Below are 18109 nucleotides of genomic sequence, written 5' to 3' on the forward strand. Positions count from 1 at the left end.
GCCACGGCTGCCCTGCGGCTTGTTGCCAGAGTCCTATTTGGATTTGCGCTGGCCTTGTTTTCGAAGGGGATGCAAAGGTAAGAATTATATTCTGCTTTGCAAGCGGCACTCGATTTTTTTTCTTCTTTTTCAGGATTCGCAGCCTTTCTCTCTGCCTCTCCTTATCCGCCTCCTTCCGAAACGGGACGCAAAGGTAGGGATAGTTTCCCGCTTTGCAAGATGCCCGGCAGAATATTTTTTCAGCCTCCTTTCCGCTGCCAGCCCTCGCGCACAAAACACTGGTACGCGGCATGCCGCAGGGGTTCGGTAAAGCCGGTAAAATAGTTTAGGGTTGCCCTGGCCTTCACGAGGCCGGCGGGAGAGGTAACACCTCCCTGTGTTGCCGAAGTTCCTGAAAGCAGGGAAAATTTTCGGCTCTTTTTCTCTCAGCGCAAGAAGAGGGGCTTGAGGCCCGTCTGTGGAAATGCTCCCGCGCTTAATGCTTATCCTGATACTCTTGTTTTGCGTCTTCAGCCTCCCGTTTGGAGGCCGCGCTGGAGGATAACGTCAGAAGCCGTCCCGGAAGTTCATTCCCTGGGAAAACTTTTTCTCTTTCTCCTCCCTGGTGCCTTGCGCACTGGAGCATAACATCTGTGGGGCTCCCGGAAGTTCCGGTGCGGAGGGAATTTCTTCCACCGGTTTAGCCTCACTGGCTCTTTGTATCGGGCACAGGTGGTAAACCACGATGACAGTACTTAAGGTTCCGGGATTTTGTGAAATTTTTTATTTGTACCTCGTCCTCTTTCTTCTCCTGAAAACGGATGCTGCCGCCCATGGGTAGCGTGGCCATGGGGGCAGTATGACCGGGGTCGATGTTAGCGGCAACAGGCACATCGCTTAGTTCTTTTTTACTGGTACCCTATTGGTGATTAATTCACGGGGCATCCCGGTGCCTTTAAAAGCGGCCAATCAGGTTGCCTTCACTCTTTATGCGCTTCCTGTTATCTGTTAAAAAGCCTGTCAGAAAGCTCCTGTCTTAATATAGGTCTTTGCCAATAGTTTAGATTTATTCTAAATAACACTTCCCCTTTAAAGATTTATACCTATATTTGCCATTATTTAAAATGATTCTAAATAGCTTAAGCTTTGCATCAGCATATTACATCTGTCAGGGCGCTTATTGTGTTTATGGCTTTCATCTGCCTTGCTAACACAGCCTGGAGCCAAAGTCCGGTCAAGGCAAGAGTCTTTGGAAAAGTGTCTTCCTCCTCAGGAGAAGTTTTAGCGGGCGTGACTGTGGTTATCAAGGAAATCAATGTCGGCACCACCACAGATGCTGAAGGCCGATATGAATTAGCAGGCATTTTACCGGGAAAATACGTGCTGAGAACCAGTTTCCTGGGTTTTGAAACACAGGAAAAGCCCCTGCAGCTAGTCGCTTCGCAAAATCTGGAGGTGAATATCAGGCTCCTCGATAAATCCTTTGAAATGAAAGGGGTGGAGGTTTTAGGGAAAACGGCTATTCGCGAAGTAAACGAACAGGCTTATGCGGTGACCGCCATCTCCACAAAAGAGCTGCAAAACAGCACTTCCGACGCAAAAGAAGTCTTGAACCGTGTTCCTGGCGTAAGGGTGCTGGAAGAAGGTGGCCTGGGTTCTAATTTAAACTTCAGCCTGAATGGTTTTTCGGGAGATCAGGTGAAATTCTTCCTGGATGGGATTCCGATGGATAATTTCGGTTCCTCGCTCACGATGAGTGATATTCCGGTGAATACCATCGACCGGATTGAGGTGTACAAAGGTGTGGTGCCGGTGTGGTTAGGTACTGATGCCCTGGGAGGTGTTGTTAACATTATCACAAACAAAAAGAGTAACTTCCTGGATGCTTCTTATTCCATTGGCTCCTTTCAAACGCATCGCCTGTCGCTAAACGGGGCTTATACGAATGCACAGAACGGCTTCACTTTCAGGGGCAATGTCAACTACAACTATTCTGACAACAACTACAAAGTCTGGGTTCCTATCACAGAAGGAAACAACGTGGTAGATACAAGGGAAGTGGAGCGGTTTCACGACCGCTATCGCTCCGGAATGGTAAAGCTGGAAACAGGCTGGGTGAACCGGAAGTATGCTGATAATCTCCTTTTCGGAATCATCGCGTCGGGCAATGATAAAGAGGTGCAAACGGGAGCAACCATGAGCAGTGTGTACGGCGGTATCACCCGCAACAGCCGGTCGGTTGTGCCTACGTTCAAATACAGCAAAGACAACCTTTTTGTAAACGGGCTGAATGTCAGCCTCTACAGTGCCTTCAACGACACCAAAAGTGAAATAATAGATACGCTGCGTGGGGTTAGGTATAACTGGCTGGGAGAAGCCACCTACACGCCTGGATCTAATAATGGCGAATTGTCGCGCCGCACTTTCACTACCTTAAACGATACCGACTTCAACAGCCAGTTTAATGCCGGCTACGTAATCAGCCCGAGCCACTCGCTGGCCCTTAACTATTCCCTCTCATACTTCCACAGGGAAGTGTTTGACACCGAGAACCCGGATAAGATCGAGAACCAGTTTCCAAAGTCGCTGAACAAGCAGGTGCTGGGACTTGCCTATAAATTTGACCCTAGTAAAAAGTTTAGTGCCACGCTTTTCGGGAAGTTCTATTTTCTGCAGGCGAAGACCAGCAAGGTGTATGACTTTGCACTGGAGACACAGCGGACTGATACTTATGAGGCAAATAAAGAAAACGCCGGATATGGACTGGCAGCTTCTTATTTTCTGCTTCCCGGGTTGCAGCTGAAAGCCTCTTACGAGCATACGTATCGTATGCCCTGGGCTACAGAGATTTTCGGAGACGGCCTGTTTACACGGCCGAACCCGGAACTGGGCCCGGAGCAAAGCGATAACCTGAACGTAGGAGCAGCCTATGGCTTTACACCCCATCCAGACCACCGGTTTGCGATGGAAAGCAGCTTTATTTACCGGGAAGCAAAAGACCTGATTTACCAGGTGGTGCGTGTGGCCAGCCCGGAGACGTACTACGACAACCTGAGCGAAACGCGCACGCTTGGTGTGGAAGGAAGTATGAAGTACCAGTGGAGAGAAACGTTGCGCCTGGGCGGAAGTGCTACTTTCCAGAACATCACAGACCAGGCTGATGTAGTGTACAACGAGTCTTATACCAACACGGGCTACCAGCGCAACTACCAGAAAGGCTATCGCTTGCCGAACACACCTTACCTGTTCGCCAACGCCAACGCCGGCCTTACCTTTAAAAATGTACTTGCCAGGGAGTCTGTGTGGAACGTGAACTATTACTACAATTTTGTAGAGCAGTACTTCCTGAGTTGGGCAGAACTTGGCTCCAGGGACTCTAAAAAAGTAATCCCACAGCAGTCATCGCATAACCTGGAGCTCTCCCTGAGCCTGAAGGAAGGGAAATACAACATCGCAGCAGAGTGCCGCAACCTGACGGACGCGCGGCTTTACGATAAATTTTACTTACAGAAACCCGGGCGTGCCTTTTACCTGAAGTTGCGGTACGTTCTTTAATCATTCCATAATCAATCTATAACTAAACAGAACATATGTTTTCGATTAAACGAGCAAGACAACTGGCATTGCCAGTCCTAAGCCTTTGTGCCACCGTTCTCTTCACATCCTGCGACAACAGTGAAAATACGCCAACTCCTGTTGCCCAGGAAAGCACCTATGCGCTGTCGCTTGCCATACAGGGCAGCGATGGGGGCTTCACTTATTATACCGTCCCGGTTGATGATGTTATGAGCGGGGCTGTTTCTGCTGTGGGGCAGGGAATAGAGCAGCCGGGCTATTACGATTTTACCCAGATAGACAACACGATTTACAGCATTGGTGGTCTGGGCGATGTGAACGTGGTGGGCATTACAAAAGATGAAAATGGCGCCTTGACTCAGATAGGAGATGTTTCTTTCGACAACCCTCTTTCTGATATTGTGAAGGCTGATGACAATACTTTGGTAGCCGTGGAGCTTGCTCCTACTTCCGACATGGTTAAATTCCATACCATCGATGCCAATACAGTAAGGGTAACCGGCACCACCCAACATCCGGTTTCTGATATCACTGACCTTCAGGTGCCGGCTTATGCTGGTATGCGCATCAGTGGCAACCACCTCTTCCTGAGCTATTATATCAGCGACCCTAATACCTATGCCACTCCTTATACCGATGCCGCACAAATAGCAGTTTATTCTTACCCTGGACTGGAGTTCCAAAAAGTAATTGAAGATACCCGCACCGGCCCAACAGGTGGCTTCAACATCAAATCAGGCCTGATAAAAGATGAGAAAGGCGATGTATATGCCCTTTCTCATTCTAACCCGGCAAACGGTTACAGCCAGGTTACCAAAGAAGGTGGCATCCTGCGCATCAACAGTGGCGCGACAGAATTTGACCAGAATTATTTCTTCGATGTAGAAGAAATAACCGGAGGAAAAAATATTGCGCACCTGATGTACCTGGGCAACGGGAAAGCTTTTGCTGAAATCAACATGGCTGATAACGAAGCGCAGGTAAGATGGTCTGATGGCCCACTGAGATCAGCAGTTATCGACTTGTACAATAAAACAGTTACTTACATTGATGGTGTGCCTCAGCACGCAGGAAGTGGCCGCAGGTTAGCAGCTCTGCACGATGAAAATTTCGTTTACCTGACGATTCCGGAAGGCAACAGCATTTATGTGTACAGGGTAGATACAGAGAACCACACAGCCACAAGAGGTGCTGAAGTGGAAGCTAACTTTGTGGCCGGCTTCTTTAAGCTTTAGCAGCTGATTTAACTATAGAGCCAGCTTCACCTGATAGGGGTGGAGCTGGTATTTTCCTTTATCAATCCGTTCCATATACCATGAATAGCAAAAAGAAAAGCAGCAAGGGTGCCCTCAGAAGTGTCAACGATTGGCTACACCTCTGGCTAGGCCTTGTTTCAGGGGTTGTGGTGTTCATTGTCAGCATCACGGGATGTCTGTATGCTTTTCAGCAGGAAATAAAAGATGCTTTAGAGCCCTGGCGCTTTGTAGAGGTGCAGGACAAACCTTTTGTGCCGCCCAGCCAGCTGTTGGATACGGCACAGGTGTACATGCCTGGTGCAACGCCCACCGGTCTTACCTACAGCAACAGGGAAGGGGCGGCTGCAGTAGGCTATGAGTCTGTGGTTAACGGAAAACACCGCTTCACGGCAATATTCATGAACCCCTACACAGGGAAGTTCCTGAAAAAACAGCAGTCCCTGGGAGAGGGGGAGTTTGACTTTTTCAGCTTTGTGATGGATGGCCACCGGGCCCTCTGGCTGCCTTACGAAATTGGCCGCCCGATTGTGGGCGTGTGTACGCTCATTTTTGTGGTGCTGCTTGTTACGGGCCTCGTAATGTGGTGGCCAAAGAAGTGGAACAAGACCGAAGTAGACAAGAGCTTTAAGATAAAGTGGAACGGTAGTTTTAGAAGGATAAACTATGACCTGCACAATGTGGTAGGATTCTATAGCCTGATTTTCGGTTTTGTGCTGGCAGTTACGGGATTGGTATGGAGCTTTGAGTGGTTTGCTGACTCCCTGTATTATGTCACCTCAGGAGGAGAGTCCAGGCCGGAGCACAGCCATCCGCATTCAGATGTCTCCCAGGCAGGCCTGCTTGCCAGCGATACGGCTTCGGTGCTGGACCGGGCCTGGTATAAGACGCTGGCACAGGAACCCAATGTGCAAGGCGGATTTTATTTGTCACCTACCCTGGAAGACATGGATGATCCCATCGAAGTTATTGCGTACCAGGATCAGGGTTCCTGGTATAACCGGAACGAGTATTACTACGACCAGTACACCCTGGAGCGGTATCGGGTAAAAGGAGACAGGTTTACAGAGGCAAGCTTTGCAGACCAGTTGTACATGCTCAATTACGATGTGCATATTGGGGCGGTGCTGGGGTTGCCAGGTAAAATATTTGCTTTTTTTATCAGCCTTATCTGCGCCAGTTTGCCTGTTACAGGTTTCCTTGTGTGGTGGAATAAAAAGAAGAAGTCGAAGAAGAAAGATCCTTCTTCTGTAGTTTCCGAAAGAAATACCCCCGCTAAAACGGTCAGGGTTTATCAGAAATCTTAAAACAGCAAGAACCAAAGCGAAAAGCTTACGCCCCATCTTGTTGCTTTGCGTCACCTCCTCTATACGGTGCAAAAGGAAGCCAGCTGTATATGCTAGAGCCTGTACACTAAAGTTGTACATCAGAAGTTTTGAAACCTGGGAGCAGCTAAACTTTGTCTGCACGCCTGCACATAATGTTCTGAAAGTGCAGCTACTTTGCCAGAGCATGGATGCAAGGTAACTGAAGCTGGGGGAAAAACGCTGCGGTGCTTCAGTTGTCTGCAAGAAGCTTTCTTCAAGCAGTTATTGAAGTTTAGCATGGCGGCTTCACCAACCTTTACGGGCCTCTTTAAAGGAAAATGAGAAGAGCCCTGAAAAAGAGACAGCTACCATGTAAAGAGGTTTAAATCCTCCTCATATGGTAGCTGCATTTCTCCAGAATAACAGCTTAAGTAGCTGCTATGGTTTTTATCCTAAAAGCCGTATAATTTCCGTCGTTCACAAAGGTCTACTGCTTTTTTGCCTTCTTTTGTTTTTTCAGAGCGGTTTCATCATCGCTTAAGTCCTGTCCAAAATCAGGCATGCCATCCTTTGTCCAGTTCAATACTCTGGCACGGGTGTGGCGATTCGGGTCGTACAACGGCTCGCCATCAATTTCTTTATAGTCGCGGGCATGGTAAATCATAATATCTGTCTTGCCATCTTCAGCCACAGTAAAGCTGTTGTGTCCCGGACCAAAACGCTTCAGTCTTTCGTTCGTGTAGAAAACCGGCTCTGGTAACTTATTCCAGGAGGCAGGATCAAGAAGGTCAGCATCAGCGTCGGCCCAAAGCAAACCAATGGCGTAATTAGCATCAGTGGCACTGGCAGAGAAGGTTACAAACACCTTTCCGTTGCGGATGATTACTGCCGGGGCCTCATTCACATTATGGCCTTTTCTTTCCCACGCATATGTCGGTTGGGAAATTACGACCTGCTTCTCACCGAGGGTGGTTGGGCTGGTCATTTTAGCAATGTACAAACCTGTATTCACTTCCTTGTTCGATGCCCGGTCTACCCAGATGTGGTAGCGTTGGCCTTTATGCACGAAGGTGGTGGCATCGAGGGTAAACTCATTTCTTACGCTTTCCATTTCACCTTCCTCTGTCCATTCGCCTTTTGTGGGATCTGCCGATGGGTTTGACAATACATACTTGCGTATTTTCCACTTGTCTTCGGCCCCACCGGCTGCAAAATAGATGTACCATTTTCCATCTATCTGGTGGAGTTCAGGAGCCCAGATGTGGTTGCCCATAGGACCTTCGTTGTGCTTGCGCCATACTACTACCGGTTCCGCATCTTTTATGCCATTGATGGTTTTTGACTTACGCATCTCAATACGGTCGTACTCCGGCACTGTAGCGATGAAATAATAAGTGCCATCTTCTGCTTTCCATACATGCGGATCTGCCCGTTGCAAGGCAATGGGGTTATTAAACTGGTTTTTCTTCAACTTTTGCGCATTTACTGCCACTCCGCTAAGAATGAGCACTAATGCAAGGGCAAGTCTGATTAGTCTTTTTGTGTTCATGCTGTTTTATTTATGCTGATTGTATTAAAAAGTAGAGGCTGTTAACTTCTCATGCTAAATATAAGTGTAAAAAGTACGCTTCTCCAAAAAAGTTCAAAATAAGGACTGTATCAATGTTGTCATAAGTGCTGATTGACTCATCATACCAGCAGGAGCCTGCGGATGTTATATAGGAAATATCGTGCCATTCTGGGCTCCCGAATTAAATTTATAGCCTACTTGTCAAGATGAGCAGGAGGGAAAGTAGAAATGCTATGATAGCTGGGCCTGCATCATGGCTTTAGGCACACATAGCGCGCGAAGTAGGAGCAACATGGCAGAACAGCAGCACGAATTCTTCAACACCCAGATAATGATTTAGATAGACGCCGAGTCATAGGAGGTATGCTGAACCAGCGTATTAATTTCTGATTGATTCAGATGGCGCCATTCTCCAGGTGACAGGTTTCCCAGTTCCAACGACAGGAACCGAATGCGCAGGAGTTTTGTCACCTGATACCCCAGCTTATAACACATTCTCCTGATCTGCCGGTTGAGCCCCTGTGTCATGATGATGTTAAAGGATGTATCACTGAGCTGCCTGACCACAGCAGGGCGTGTCTTTTTTCCCATGATGACGACACCGGCAGCAAGCTGGTCTATGGCCTGCTGTGTGAGCGGGTGATCCACCGTTACCTCGTATTCCTTTTCATGGCAGCTCTTCGGGTGAAGTATTCTGATGGACAATTTTCCATCGTTGGTGAGCAGCATAAGCCCTTCAGAAGCTTTATCCAGTCTTCCGACAGGGAATACATCGTGGGGAATTTCTAAGGCCTGTAAGAGATTGTCTTCTATGCTGGCATTCATGGTAGACTCTATGCCATTGGGTTTATGATAGGCGATATATACGTTTTTTTGAGGCTCCTTAATAGTCTGCTCATCCAATTGCACCGCATCTTCCGGTAAAAGCACCTGATCTAAGGTACCCCGTTTGCCATTTACCAGTACTCTGCCCGAAAGAATATGATGAATAGCGTCCTTGTTCGAGAGATTCAACCTCTGCACAACAAAATATTTTAGTGAGGAGTTAAGCGCTTTCATTTATTAACAGGGGGTACTGCTGATTGATACCAAATTGCATGAACTCGTTTCCATCGTATTGGGGTGTATACAAGCCCGTTTCAGCTGCCGTTGAGCCTGTCCATCCAGCGGCAACACACCCAATGTTCCATGGTATTTCGTGTGAATGGGTGTACGGCAGGCATGAAACAGAAACACTCTGCATTAGAGCAGAGTGTTTCTGTACTTGATCATATTATCAGAGGTTTGATATCCACTATTTGCCGTTGGTTTCCAACCATTTTCTGGCATTCACGAACGCTTCCATCCATGGCGACACTTCATCGTGGCGGCCTTTCGGGTAATGTGCCCACTGCCACTGCAAGAGTGAGCGTTCAATGTGCGGCATCATCACCAGGTGGCGGCCCGTTTCATCGCAGATCATGGCGGTGTTGTAGTCAGAGCCGTTCGGGCAGGCCGGGTAGGTCTCATAAGCGTACTTCGAAACAATCTGGTAGTTATCCTCGGTGTGTGGCAGGCTAAAACGGCCTTCACCGTGCGATACCCAGACCCCCAGCGTGCTTCCGGCCAGGCTGGAGAGCATCACCGATTTGTTTTCCTGTATAGTTAAAGACGTGAAGATGCTTTCGTGCTTCTGGCTTACGTTATGCAGCATTTTCGCCTTTTTCTCATGCCCCATGGTAATAAGCCCTAACTCCACGAACAACTGGCAGCCATTGCAGATACCTACCGATAACGTGTCTTCACGTTTAAAGAAATTCTCCAGTGCAGTTTTTGCTTTTTCGTTGTACAGGAAGGCGCCTGCCCATCCTTTGGCGGACCCAAGTACGTCTGAATTGGAGAAGCCTCCCACTGCGCCAATGAACTGGATATCTTCCAGGGTTTCTCTTCCGGATATCAGGTCCGTCATGTGCACGTCTTTCACGTCGAAGCCCGCCAGGTACATGGCATTCGCCATTTCACGCTCCGAGTTACTTCCTTTCTCGCGAATGATAGCCGCCTTTATTCTAGGCTTGGATGGGTCAATAACCGGCTTCTTGCCGTCAAATCCTTCCGGGAACTTATAGATAAGTTCGTGATTTTTGTAGTTGTCGAAACGGACTTTGGCACTTGCCGGGCCGCTTTGCTCGATGTCCAGCAGGTACGAAGTTTTAAACCAGGTGTCTCGTAGCTGGGCAATGTCGAAGCTGTAAGACTCTGAGCCGTTTTTCAGTTCAAGGGTTGCAGCGGAAGAGCTGGTGCCTATTTTGTGGAACGGAACATTGTTGGCATTCAAGGTTTCTTCTACGTCTGCTGATGCCTGGAAGACCACGCCAATGTTTTCAGAGAACAGTACTTTGATGCTGTCTTCCTCGCCCAATGATGTTAAATCGATGGATGCACCCAGGTTATTGTCCGCAAAGCACATCTCCAGCAGCGTCGTAATCAAGCCGCCACTGCCAATGTCATGACCCGCTTCTATCTTGCCATCTTTGATCAATCCTTGCAGTGTGTTGAAGGCATTCTTAAACAATGTAGCATCAGTAACATCAGGCGTTTCGTTGCCTATTTTGTTTACTACCTGCGCAAAAGAAGAACCACCCAGCTTGTAGGCATCGTTGGAGAGGTTGATGTAGTAAATGTTACCGCCATCGCGCTGCAACACAGGCTCCACCACCTGGCGCACATTGCTGCAATTTCCGCCTGCCGAAATAATAACCGTGCCCGGTGCTATTACCTCCTCGTCTCTATATTTCTGCTTCATAGAAAGCGAGTCTTTTCCTGTAGGGATGTTAATGCCCAGGGCAATAGCAAAATCTGAACAGGCTTCCACTGCTTTGTATAAGCGTGCGTCTTCTCCTTCGTTCTTAGAGGCCCACATCCAGTTGGCGGAAAGCGAAACGCTCTGTAAGCCATCTTTTAGCGGAGCCCAAACGATGTTTGAAAGGGATTCGCCAATGGCATTGCGGCTACCGGCTGCCGGATCAATCAGGGCTGAAACAGGGGCATGACCTATCGAAGTAGCAACCCCCTCTTTGCCCTGGAAGTCCAGCGCCATTACACCGCAGTTGTTCAGCGGCAACTGTAGCGGGCCAGCACATTGCTGCTTGGCCACACGGCCACCCACGCAACGGTCTACTTTGTTGGTGAGCCAGTCTTTACAGGCTACTGCCTCTAGTTGCAACACCTGCTCCAGGTAGGTATGCAGTTGGTTTTTGTCGTAGCTTACCGGCTGGTAAGTTCTGTTAACCGTCTTGTCGGTCATCACCACTTTTGGAGAGCTTCCGAACATATCACCCAGCTCCAGGTCCATTGGTTTCTGGCCGGTGGAGGCTGACTCAAAGGTAAAGCGGTGGTCTCCGGTCACATCACCAACTGTATACATTGGGGCCCGCTCGCGGTCCGCTATCTTTTGCAGGGTAGTGATATCGTCTTCACCTATCACCAGGCCCATACGCTCCTGCGATTCGTTGCCGATGATTTCTTTGGCCGAAAGGGTAGGGTCGCCTACAGGTAACTTATCCAGGTCTATTTTACCGCCTGTTTCTTCCACCAATTCTGAAAGGCAGTTTAAGTGGCCGCCGGCACCATGGTCGTGGATAGACACAATGGCATTATGCTCGCTCTCTACCATGCCCCGAATCGCGTTGGCGGCACGTTTCTGCATCTCCGGGTTTGAGCGCTGAATGGCATTTAATTCAATGCCTGAGCCGTGCTGGCCTGTGTCGGCAGAGGATACCGCGGCACCGCCCATGCCAATGCGGTAGTTTTCACCGCCCAGAATTACAATTTTGTCGCCGGTTTTCGGGTGCTGTTTCTGCGCCTGGCTTGCTTTGCCGTAGCCAACGCCACCGGCCAGCATGATCACTTTGTCGTAACCTAATTGCCTTGGGACCTCCACTGCATCCGCTCTTTCGTCGTGCTCGAAGGTTAAAACCGACCCGGTAATCAGGGGCTGCCCGAATTTATTTCCGAAGTCAGTCGCCCCGTTAGAGGCTTTGATCAGGATATCCATTGGCGTTTGGTACAGCCAGTTTCTTTCTCTTGTAGCCTGTTCCCAGGGGCGGTCTTTTTCCAGGCGCGATAAAGCCGTCATATAAACAGCTGTTCCGGCAAGGGGAAGTGCTCCCTGGCCACCTGCCAGTCGGTCCCGGATTTCACCTCCGGAGCCAGTGGCGGCACCGTTAAACGGTTCTACTGTGGTGGGGAAGTTGTGCGTTTCCGCTTTTATAGAAATAACCGATTCAAAATCGCTTACCTGGTAGAAGTCGGGCACATCGGCACGTTTCGGGGCAAACTGCTGCACCACCGGCCCTTTCACAAAGGCCACGTTATCTTTGTAGGCGGAAACAATATCGTTCGGATTGGCTTCGGATGTTTTGCGGATTAATTTGAAGAGCGAGCTTGGCTTCTCTTCGCCATCAATCACAAACTTGCCATTAAAAATTTTATGGCGGCAGTGCTCTGAGTTGACCTGCGAAAATCCGAAAACCTCGGAGTCGGTCAGCGGCCGGCCTAATCTGTCAGCCAGCTGGTTTAAATAATCAACTTCTTCCTCACTCAGCGAAAGTCCTTCCTGTTTGTTGTAGGCTGCAATATCCGTAACCGGCAAAACAGGCTCCGGCTCAATATGAATGGTATAGATATCCTGATTCAGACCATCATACTTTTGTGAAAGCATTGGGTCAAAATCCGTAAAATCTTCTGCTATTACCTTAAACTCCTCTATCCGGATAATTCCCTGCATGCCCATGTTCTGGGTGATTTCCACGGCATTGGTACTCCATGGGGTAATCATGGCAGCACGAGGGCCCACATAAAAACCACTCAGGGTTGCTTCCTGCTGTAATCTGGCATCGCCGAACAGCCATTCCAGTTTCGAAATGTCTGTTGCGCTTAGTTCCCCCTCGCTTTGTAAGGCGTAAACTGTATCAGGCTGGCTAAAAAAGAAACGAATCATGCTTATTTTTTTCAAGCCACAAAGGTAAGGTTTAAATTTCAAAATAGAATATCTAAGCGCACTGTATCCGGACAATTCGAGTTGTTATGAAGGTATAGCCAGGAAAAGCGGATGAAGGTGCTCCCTCCTTATAGCCTGATGGTTGAAAGAGCCAAACCTGATACGGAGGCTTTTGTAGAAGGAGGCAAGGAGCACCTGCCTTTAAACCTGTCTTCCTCCATAGCCCAACCATGAAGTTCAGAAACTGTGTATGTGGCGAAATAGGTGTTTTGCATAAGAGCTGAAGCCTTCCTGCAAAACAGCACAGATGTTTCTGTAATGCGGCGGGGTTTCTTTATGCTTACTTTTCCATATACTGCTGCCAGTTCACGATCAGCACCTTTTCATCTTGCAGTAGCAGATAGCCATAGTCGTAGCAGAAGTGGTAGGTGTTTCCGCCTTTGGTGCGGTAGAGGTGGGTGTGGTAGCGGAAGTCGAAGCCTGCAAGTTCAAGCACCTGCCTTCGGAGTGTGGTTTTGCCCACCGGACTTGCCTTCTGCAGCACCTGCCGGTTATGGCGCAGCGATGCGTTGACGCTACGTATCAGCTTTTCCCCCTGGTCTGACAGCTTCCGGTAATGGCTCGCCCTGGCGCGGCACTGGTCCGAGCAGAACTGCTTATCTATTCTGCCCACAATGGCAGTGCCGCAGTGTCCGCATGCCCTTTTGTTTTCTTCCATTGTTTCTTTGCTGCCTGTATATAGCCGTAAGTATCCGGATATATCCGCTTATATCCGGATACTTACGGACATATACGGGTAGTTTACGGCTAAGGCCGACGGGGGGCGTAAATTAGGACATGACAAACATCAAAGCAGGAGCCACTTACGCCGCTGCGCAGGCCACCGTTTTCCTCAACCCCCTGGAGCACGAGGGGAAAAACTATATCCGCCTCTGGCACAGGCCTGATCCTTTTATCAATAAGCGCCTGAAGGAGGCGGCCTGGATAAAGTACAGCAAAACTTACAAGTGCTTTGTGATGCACCACACCCCGCAGTGCATCGAGATGACCTATGCGCATTTTCAAGGTCTGGCGCAGGTAAACACCCGGTACCTCTACCGCCCTAAAAGGCTCAAGCCTGACAAACTTGTACCGGTGCTGTCGGGTGGACAGCAGTATGAGCCCTTGATGAAGCTGGGGGAGTTGCCTGTGGTGCGCCTGCAGCCGATGCTGATAGAAGGAGGCAGGACGGTAATCAGCGTTACTTTCCGGATGAACCAGGGCCTTTACGACACCCTGAGGCGGAGCAGGGTTGCCAACTGGCAGAAGGAGCAGAAGTGTTTCGCCATACCAGAGGATGGACAAAGCATACAGGCACTGGCAGAGGAGATAGAGGGGGTAGGATGGCTCTGGCTAAGCCAGGAACTGCAGGTGCGGGACGTGGCGCTGCTGCGCAAATTGTGGGAGCAGACCTATATTAAAGAGAATAACTATATCAGCTGCCCGATAGATTACCTGGAGAAGCTCTACCTGCTCAACTACAGCATGAACACCATCCGCACCTACCATAGCCTGTTGCTGCGTTTTCTGAACGGGCACAGGGAGAAGGGAATGGCGTCTGTCAATGCTTTTACGGAAGAGGAAATCAACAGCTACCACCGGAATATGGTGCAGGCGGGCGCTTACTCCTGCTCCCTTATAAACCAGAGCATCAACGCAGTTAAGTTCTATTATCAGCGGGTGCTGGGGCGCCACGAGGTGCAGCTCAACAACGTGGAGCGGCCCGAGAAGCCGGAAAGGCTGCCGACAGTGCTCAGCAAGCAGGAGGTAGCCAGGATACTCTCGGCTACCGATAATCTCAAGCACCGCTGCCTGCTACAGTTGCTGTATGCCGGTGGCCTTAGAATAGGAGAAGTGATAAACCTGAGGCTTACGGACGTGCAGTCGGGCCGGAACCTGCTGCTCATACGCGGAGGCAAGGGAAAGAAGGACCGCACCACACTACTCTCCCAAAAACTGCTGCAAAGCCTGCGGGAGTACTATAAGGCATACAGGCCGAAGGTGTGGCTTTTTGAGGGGCAGACAGGCGGGCAGTATACCGTGGACAGTACGCGTAATGTTTTCAGAGCCTGTGTTGCAAAAGCAGGGATAAAGACAAAAGTGACTCCGCACACGCTGCGTCATTCGTTTGCCACACATTTGCTGGAACAGGGCACTGACCTTCGTTATATACAGGTCCTGCTGGGTCACCGCAGCAGCAAGACCACAGAGATATATACCCATGTTACTACGCATGCGTTGGATAAAATCGTGAGCCCGCTTGACAATCTTTAATAAACTACTATATTAGCTATATAATATACATTATGGAAACAGAAACTACTATCCAGTTCAAAAGAAGAAGGGCCACAGGAACAGCCAAGAAAGTGAAAATCACTCCACACATAGTGCAGATAAGCCGAATAGACTTCCTTTTAGCTGATAGTTGTGGGTAATAAGAAATCATGAAAAAGATAACTCTTGCTTTATTGCTTTTAACCTTGAGCAAACTTTACTGCTTTGGACAGGTGAATGGTTTTGAGTACACTCCAAATCAATTAAAAGGTTATAAGAAGTTAGTTTCCACGAGTACCCTACAAGCCACACCCTCTGAAAACTTACAACTTAAGACTATCTACTATATAGACAACTCAGGTAGAATCACTCTCATTGAATCTTTTGAAAACGGAGAGAAGGTTCATGTGGGTAAACACTCCTATGATGCAAAGGGGCAGCTAAGGGCAGTTGAAAACCACAACCAAGTTTATTCATATGATGAGAAGGTAAAAGACCATGTCCCTGCTGTAAGAGATGACGCTTTTTTCCTTACTTCCATGGAGTATAAGAATAATCTACTTTTAAAAGAATATGAATATACCTACTATAAAGGTACAGGTTCTCTTAATGCTATACATCAGTTTGAATATGATAAGCAGGGTAGAAAGATTAAAGAAAGCTATACAGATTTGTATGAAGGCATAGCGGTAGCCTTTGCGAGCAATACTGTCGTTATTGATTCCATTTACCACAAGGGCGAAGCTGTCAAAACCACTACTACCTATAGCTACTCTAAGAATCTTGTTATAGCTACAGATATAGATGAGAAAGGCGAGATAAGCAGTTACTCATATCTCACACTCAACACAAAGGGAAAACCTGTAGATGTAAAGTACACAGACAAGGATGGAGCCGAAATAGAAAGGGTCTATTACGAGTACAACAATGATGGGTATTTAACCCGCAGAAAAAGAACAGTTATCGACACGTCTAAGTTGAAAGGGGATATCTTAGCAGAAGATGACTATAAAATAGTGTACGGGAAAAACAAGCTCCCTGCGGAAGTGATAACATACTATAAGGGTCAGATAGTATCTAAAAAAATGCTAAGCTATCAATAATTACATCCCACAACAAAACCTATAGTGCATAAACGCACCATAGCCAATCCGTTGGTGGCAAGCAGAATGAAGAAAAAATACAAGTTAGGAATAGCTACAGCATCAGGAATCTTAATAATACTAAGCTCATTGTTAGGGTTTGGACTTTGGACAATGGCTGTAGAAGATAAATATGGAGACTTACAAGAAGTCTATTGTAAATCAAAAAGCGGTGACTTAGTTGCTTTACGGAGTAATAACGAATCTGTAAAACGATATGGAATTATAAGCAAAACCTGGACTGAAGTCAGAGTTTGGGATTTAATTCAAGAGAAAGAAATTGATTTAAATAATTGGGTAGGTTATCCATATGAAATGACTTATGTTTCAATCTATAGACCTCAATCAGAGGCATCTGAAATTTTGAAACTTAAAGACATCAGAATGATAGAAGAGAAAATTCATACTGGACATTTAAAAAGAATTGAATAAAATAAGCCTGCCACCAACAAAATATATGCTATATGTGGGGATTCACAGTGCTTGGTAGCCACTCAATTCCGCTGCTGTTTATCTCGGAGGACAGGAACTTGTTTCATTACTCCCCCACACATCGCATATACAACCGTTAGGGTTAATTCCCTACATATTGACTATTAATTTCTATAGCTAACGATGGTCAGTTTTGAAGTGGAATCGTAGTTTTACTGATGCTCTATGTTAAGACCGTATTCTAATTGATGCGTCACAGCTCGTGCGTAATTCTGGTTAGGAATGCAGCGTCTTCTTCATGAAGATATGATAATTTCAGTGGTGGCTCATTTGAGACCCCGTTCAGGATAATGATAAAATTTGATAGGCATTCCCTTAGAGCAGTTTATTAGACCACTTTTTTAAAATTGAGAAATCAATTTTCGGAATTGCTTTGCCCTTTCTGAAAGGAAACATGGAAAATCACCCTTTATTTCGCTACTTTCAACAGAAGCGTTAGTCAGGATAGAAATGAATAAAAAAGGTATCATACTGCTCTTGGCTATGATTTGCATGGGTTGTAGCTCTAACACCATCACTATAGAAGATGCTGATGGGGCTAAGGAATCAATTAAGACAGCTCCCCATTTTTCAGCTTTTGAGTTGACGGATAGTCCAAAATACTGGCCCAATATCATTCATGATGCACAAGATTCATTGTCAGAGCTACACAAATCAATTACCAACACTGTGGATATTGTGCGTGTAGAGCCATACATGGACAAGGGCGGAAAGGCCTATAATGAATTAGGATATATCCTTTCACAAAATCAGTTTGAGGCAATCATTTACCAGGATACTTTATATCTTAAGTTCTTTCAAAGGGGCAGCAGTATCGAGTTAGGTGTAAGGGTAAAGGCAGCTAATCAGGAGTTTAGTACCTCTTTTTACAAGTATTCGTACAGTGGGCCTGGTGTTATTCTTCCTCCTTCAGGCGTGTCAATACAGCCGTACTCTGAAGTGGAGGAACATGTTGATTCAGCGTTTGTTGCCAACAGGCAGGTGCTTCGCCTGAACAAACAGTCTTATCAAGTGGGAGACTCTATCTTTGGCGATATAGTCTATGAAGGAAGAAAGAGTTATGGCTCAAAATCTCCCATGCAAGTCTCCGTCTTGGCAAAGGGAAGCTTTAAAGGTTCTGTGAAAGAAGGAAAAGCATTTACCCTAACCACACCTAAAGCACACCAAGGCGTGCTTTAGCCTAACCGTTAGCGTTCATAAATAATTAATGAAGACATCTAAAAATCTTAGTTCTATAAGAATAGTAGTTACTACAGGTTTGTGTCTGTCTTCAGGAATATTGTCAGCTATACTATTTGACAGATTTAAAGACAGTCAGATAGCCTTATTCACTTTGCCTGGTATTTTGTTCGGGTTGGCTATAGTTGTATCAAACTTTAAGGTGTTTGCTAATAATGTAGGCTTACCTGAAGTTCGGCCATTTAAAAGTTGTAAAAACTACTAACTTTAAATGGAATGAAAAAGACAAAGTTTACCGAGACACAGATTATCAAGGCCAT

General features: G+C 47.3%; 13 protein-coding genes. 8 read left to right on the plus strand and 5 right to left on the minus strand.

What is annotated here, in order from left to right:
- Window positions 1–546: 546 nt before the first annotated feature.
- Window positions 547–675, minus strand: coding sequence for a hypothetical protein (locus ACYVB1_RS04955; RefSeq protein ID WP_460921181.1), 129 nt, complete (start codon window positions 673–675; stop codon window positions 547–549).
- A 450-nt stretch (window positions 676–1125) separates the two neighbouring features.
- Here ACYVB1_RS04955 and ACYVB1_RS04960 point away from each other — a divergent pair, with 450 nt between their 5' ends.
- The 3 genes from ACYVB1_RS04960 (at window position 1126) to ACYVB1_RS04970 (ending at window position 6115) form a co-directional block, all read left to right on the plus strand.
- Window positions 1126–3534, plus strand: a complete 2409-nt coding sequence (locus ACYVB1_RS04960; protein WP_460921183.1) for a TonB-dependent receptor — start codon at window positions 1126–1128, stop codon at window positions 3532–3534.
- 35 nt (window positions 3535–3569) lie between these two features.
- Window positions 3570–4790: a DUF4374 domain-containing protein gene (locus ACYVB1_RS04965; RefSeq protein ID WP_460921185.1), complete on the plus strand. Its 1221-nt coding sequence runs from the start codon at window positions 3570–3572 to the stop codon at window positions 4788–4790.
- 80 nt (window positions 4791–4870) lie between these two features.
- Entirely contained in the window at window positions 4871–6115 is a 1245-nt protein-coding gene (locus ACYVB1_RS04970; protein ID WP_460921187.1) for a PepSY-associated TM helix domain-containing protein, read from the plus strand.
- A gap of 487 nt (window positions 6116–6602) precedes the next feature.
- On the opposite strand, the gene ACYVB1_RS04975 is transcribed toward ACYVB1_RS04970, so the two are convergent.
- From ACYVB1_RS04975 to purL, 3 genes are all read right to left on the minus strand, one after another.
- A complete protein-coding gene (locus ACYVB1_RS04975; RefSeq protein WP_460921189.1) occupies window positions 6603–7664 on the minus strand; it encodes a glycoside hydrolase family 43 protein in 1062 nt (353 codons plus the stop codon).
- Window positions 7665–8021: 357 nt separating this feature from the next.
- Entirely contained in the window at window positions 8022–8708 is a 687-nt protein-coding gene (locus tag ACYVB1_RS04980) for a pseudouridine synthase (RefSeq protein WP_460921191.1), read from the minus strand.
- Window positions 8709–8979: 271 nt separating this feature from the next.
- Entirely contained in the window at window positions 8980–12663 is a 3684-nt protein-coding gene (gene purL / locus ACYVB1_RS04985; RefSeq protein WP_460921205.1) for a phosphoribosylformylglycinamidine synthase, read from the minus strand.
- Window positions 12664–12774: 111 nt separating this feature from the next.
- On the opposite strand from purL, the gene ACYVB1_RS04990 reads away from it, so the two are divergent.
- A complete protein-coding gene (locus tag ACYVB1_RS04990) occupies window positions 12775–12897 on the plus strand; it encodes a hypothetical protein (protein WP_460921193.1) in 123 nt (40 codons plus the stop codon).
- Between the two features lie 106 nt (window positions 12898–13003).
- On the opposite strand, the gene ACYVB1_RS04995 is transcribed toward ACYVB1_RS04990, so the two are convergent.
- Window positions 13004–13381 carry a hypothetical protein gene (locus ACYVB1_RS04995; RefSeq protein ID WP_460921195.1) on the minus strand — a complete coding sequence of 126 codons (378 nt, stop codon included), beginning with the start codon at window positions 13379–13381 and terminating at the stop codon, window positions 13004–13006.
- Between the two features lie 119 nt (window positions 13382–13500).
- Between ACYVB1_RS04995 and ACYVB1_RS05000 the strand changes: the two genes are divergently transcribed.
- The 4 genes from ACYVB1_RS05000 to ACYVB1_RS05015 all read left to right on the plus strand — a co-directional run bounded on the left by ACYVB1_RS05000 (window position 13501) and on the right by ACYVB1_RS05015 (window position 17789).
- Window positions 13501–14976 (plus strand): tyrosine-type recombinase/integrase, encoded by a 1476-nt coding sequence (locus ACYVB1_RS05000; RefSeq protein WP_460921197.1) that lies wholly within the window; start codon window positions 13501–13503, stop codon window positions 14974–14976.
- 170 nt (window positions 14977–15146) lie between these two features.
- The gene (locus tag ACYVB1_RS05005; RefSeq protein ID WP_460921199.1) at window positions 15147–16079 is read left to right on the plus strand and encodes a hypothetical protein; all 933 of its coding nucleotides are present in this window, start codon (window positions 15147–15149) and stop codon (window positions 16077–16079) included.
- 66 nt (window positions 16080–16145) lie between these two features.
- Window positions 16146–16550, plus strand: coding sequence for a hypothetical protein (locus ACYVB1_RS05010; protein WP_460921201.1), 405 nt, complete (start codon window positions 16146–16148; stop codon window positions 16548–16550).
- A gap of 510 nt (window positions 16551–17060) precedes the next feature.
- Window positions 17061–17789: a hypothetical protein gene (locus ACYVB1_RS05015; RefSeq protein WP_460921203.1), complete on the plus strand. Its 729-nt coding sequence runs from the start codon at window positions 17061–17063 to the stop codon at window positions 17787–17789.
- Window positions 17790–18109 lie beyond the last annotated feature (320 nt).

It is taken from the genome of Pontibacter brevis, from assembly GCF_054779655.1.

Coding starts and splice junctions, on each gene's coding strand:
- purL (WP_460921205.1), bottom strand. CDS start 12,663: ATGATTCGTTTCTTTTTTAGCCAGCCTGATACAGTTTACGCCTTACAA.
- ACYVB1_RS04970 (WP_460921187.1), top strand. CDS start 4,871: ATGAATAGCAAAAAGAAAAGCAGCAAGGGTGCCCTCAGAAGTGTCAAC.
- ACYVB1_RS04990 (WP_460921193.1), top strand. CDS start 12,775: ATGAAGGTGCTCCCTCCTTATAGCCTGATGGTTGAAAGAGCCAAACCT.
- ACYVB1_RS05000 (WP_460921197.1), top strand. CDS start 13,501: ATGACAAACATCAAAGCAGGAGCCACTTACGCCGCTGCGCAGGCCACC.
- ACYVB1_RS05015 (WP_460921203.1), top strand. CDS start 17,061: ATGAATAAAAAAGGTATCATACTGCTCTTGGCTATGATTTGCATGGGT.
- ACYVB1_RS04975 (WP_460921189.1), bottom strand. CDS start 7,664: ATGAACACAAAAAGACTAATCAGACTTGCCCTTGCATTAGTGCTCATT.
- ACYVB1_RS04995 (WP_460921195.1), bottom strand. CDS start 13,381: ATGGAAGAAAACAAAAGGGCATGCGGACACTGCGGCACTGCCATTGTG.
- ACYVB1_RS04965 (WP_460921185.1), top strand. CDS start 3,570: ATGTTTTCGATTAAACGAGCAAGACAACTGGCATTGCCAGTCCTAAGC.
- ACYVB1_RS05005 (WP_460921199.1), top strand. CDS start 15,147: ATGAAAAAGATAACTCTTGCTTTATTGCTTTTAACCTTGAGCAAACTT.
- ACYVB1_RS05010 (WP_460921201.1), top strand. CDS start 16,146: ATGAAGAAAAAATACAAGTTAGGAATAGCTACAGCATCAGGAATCTTA.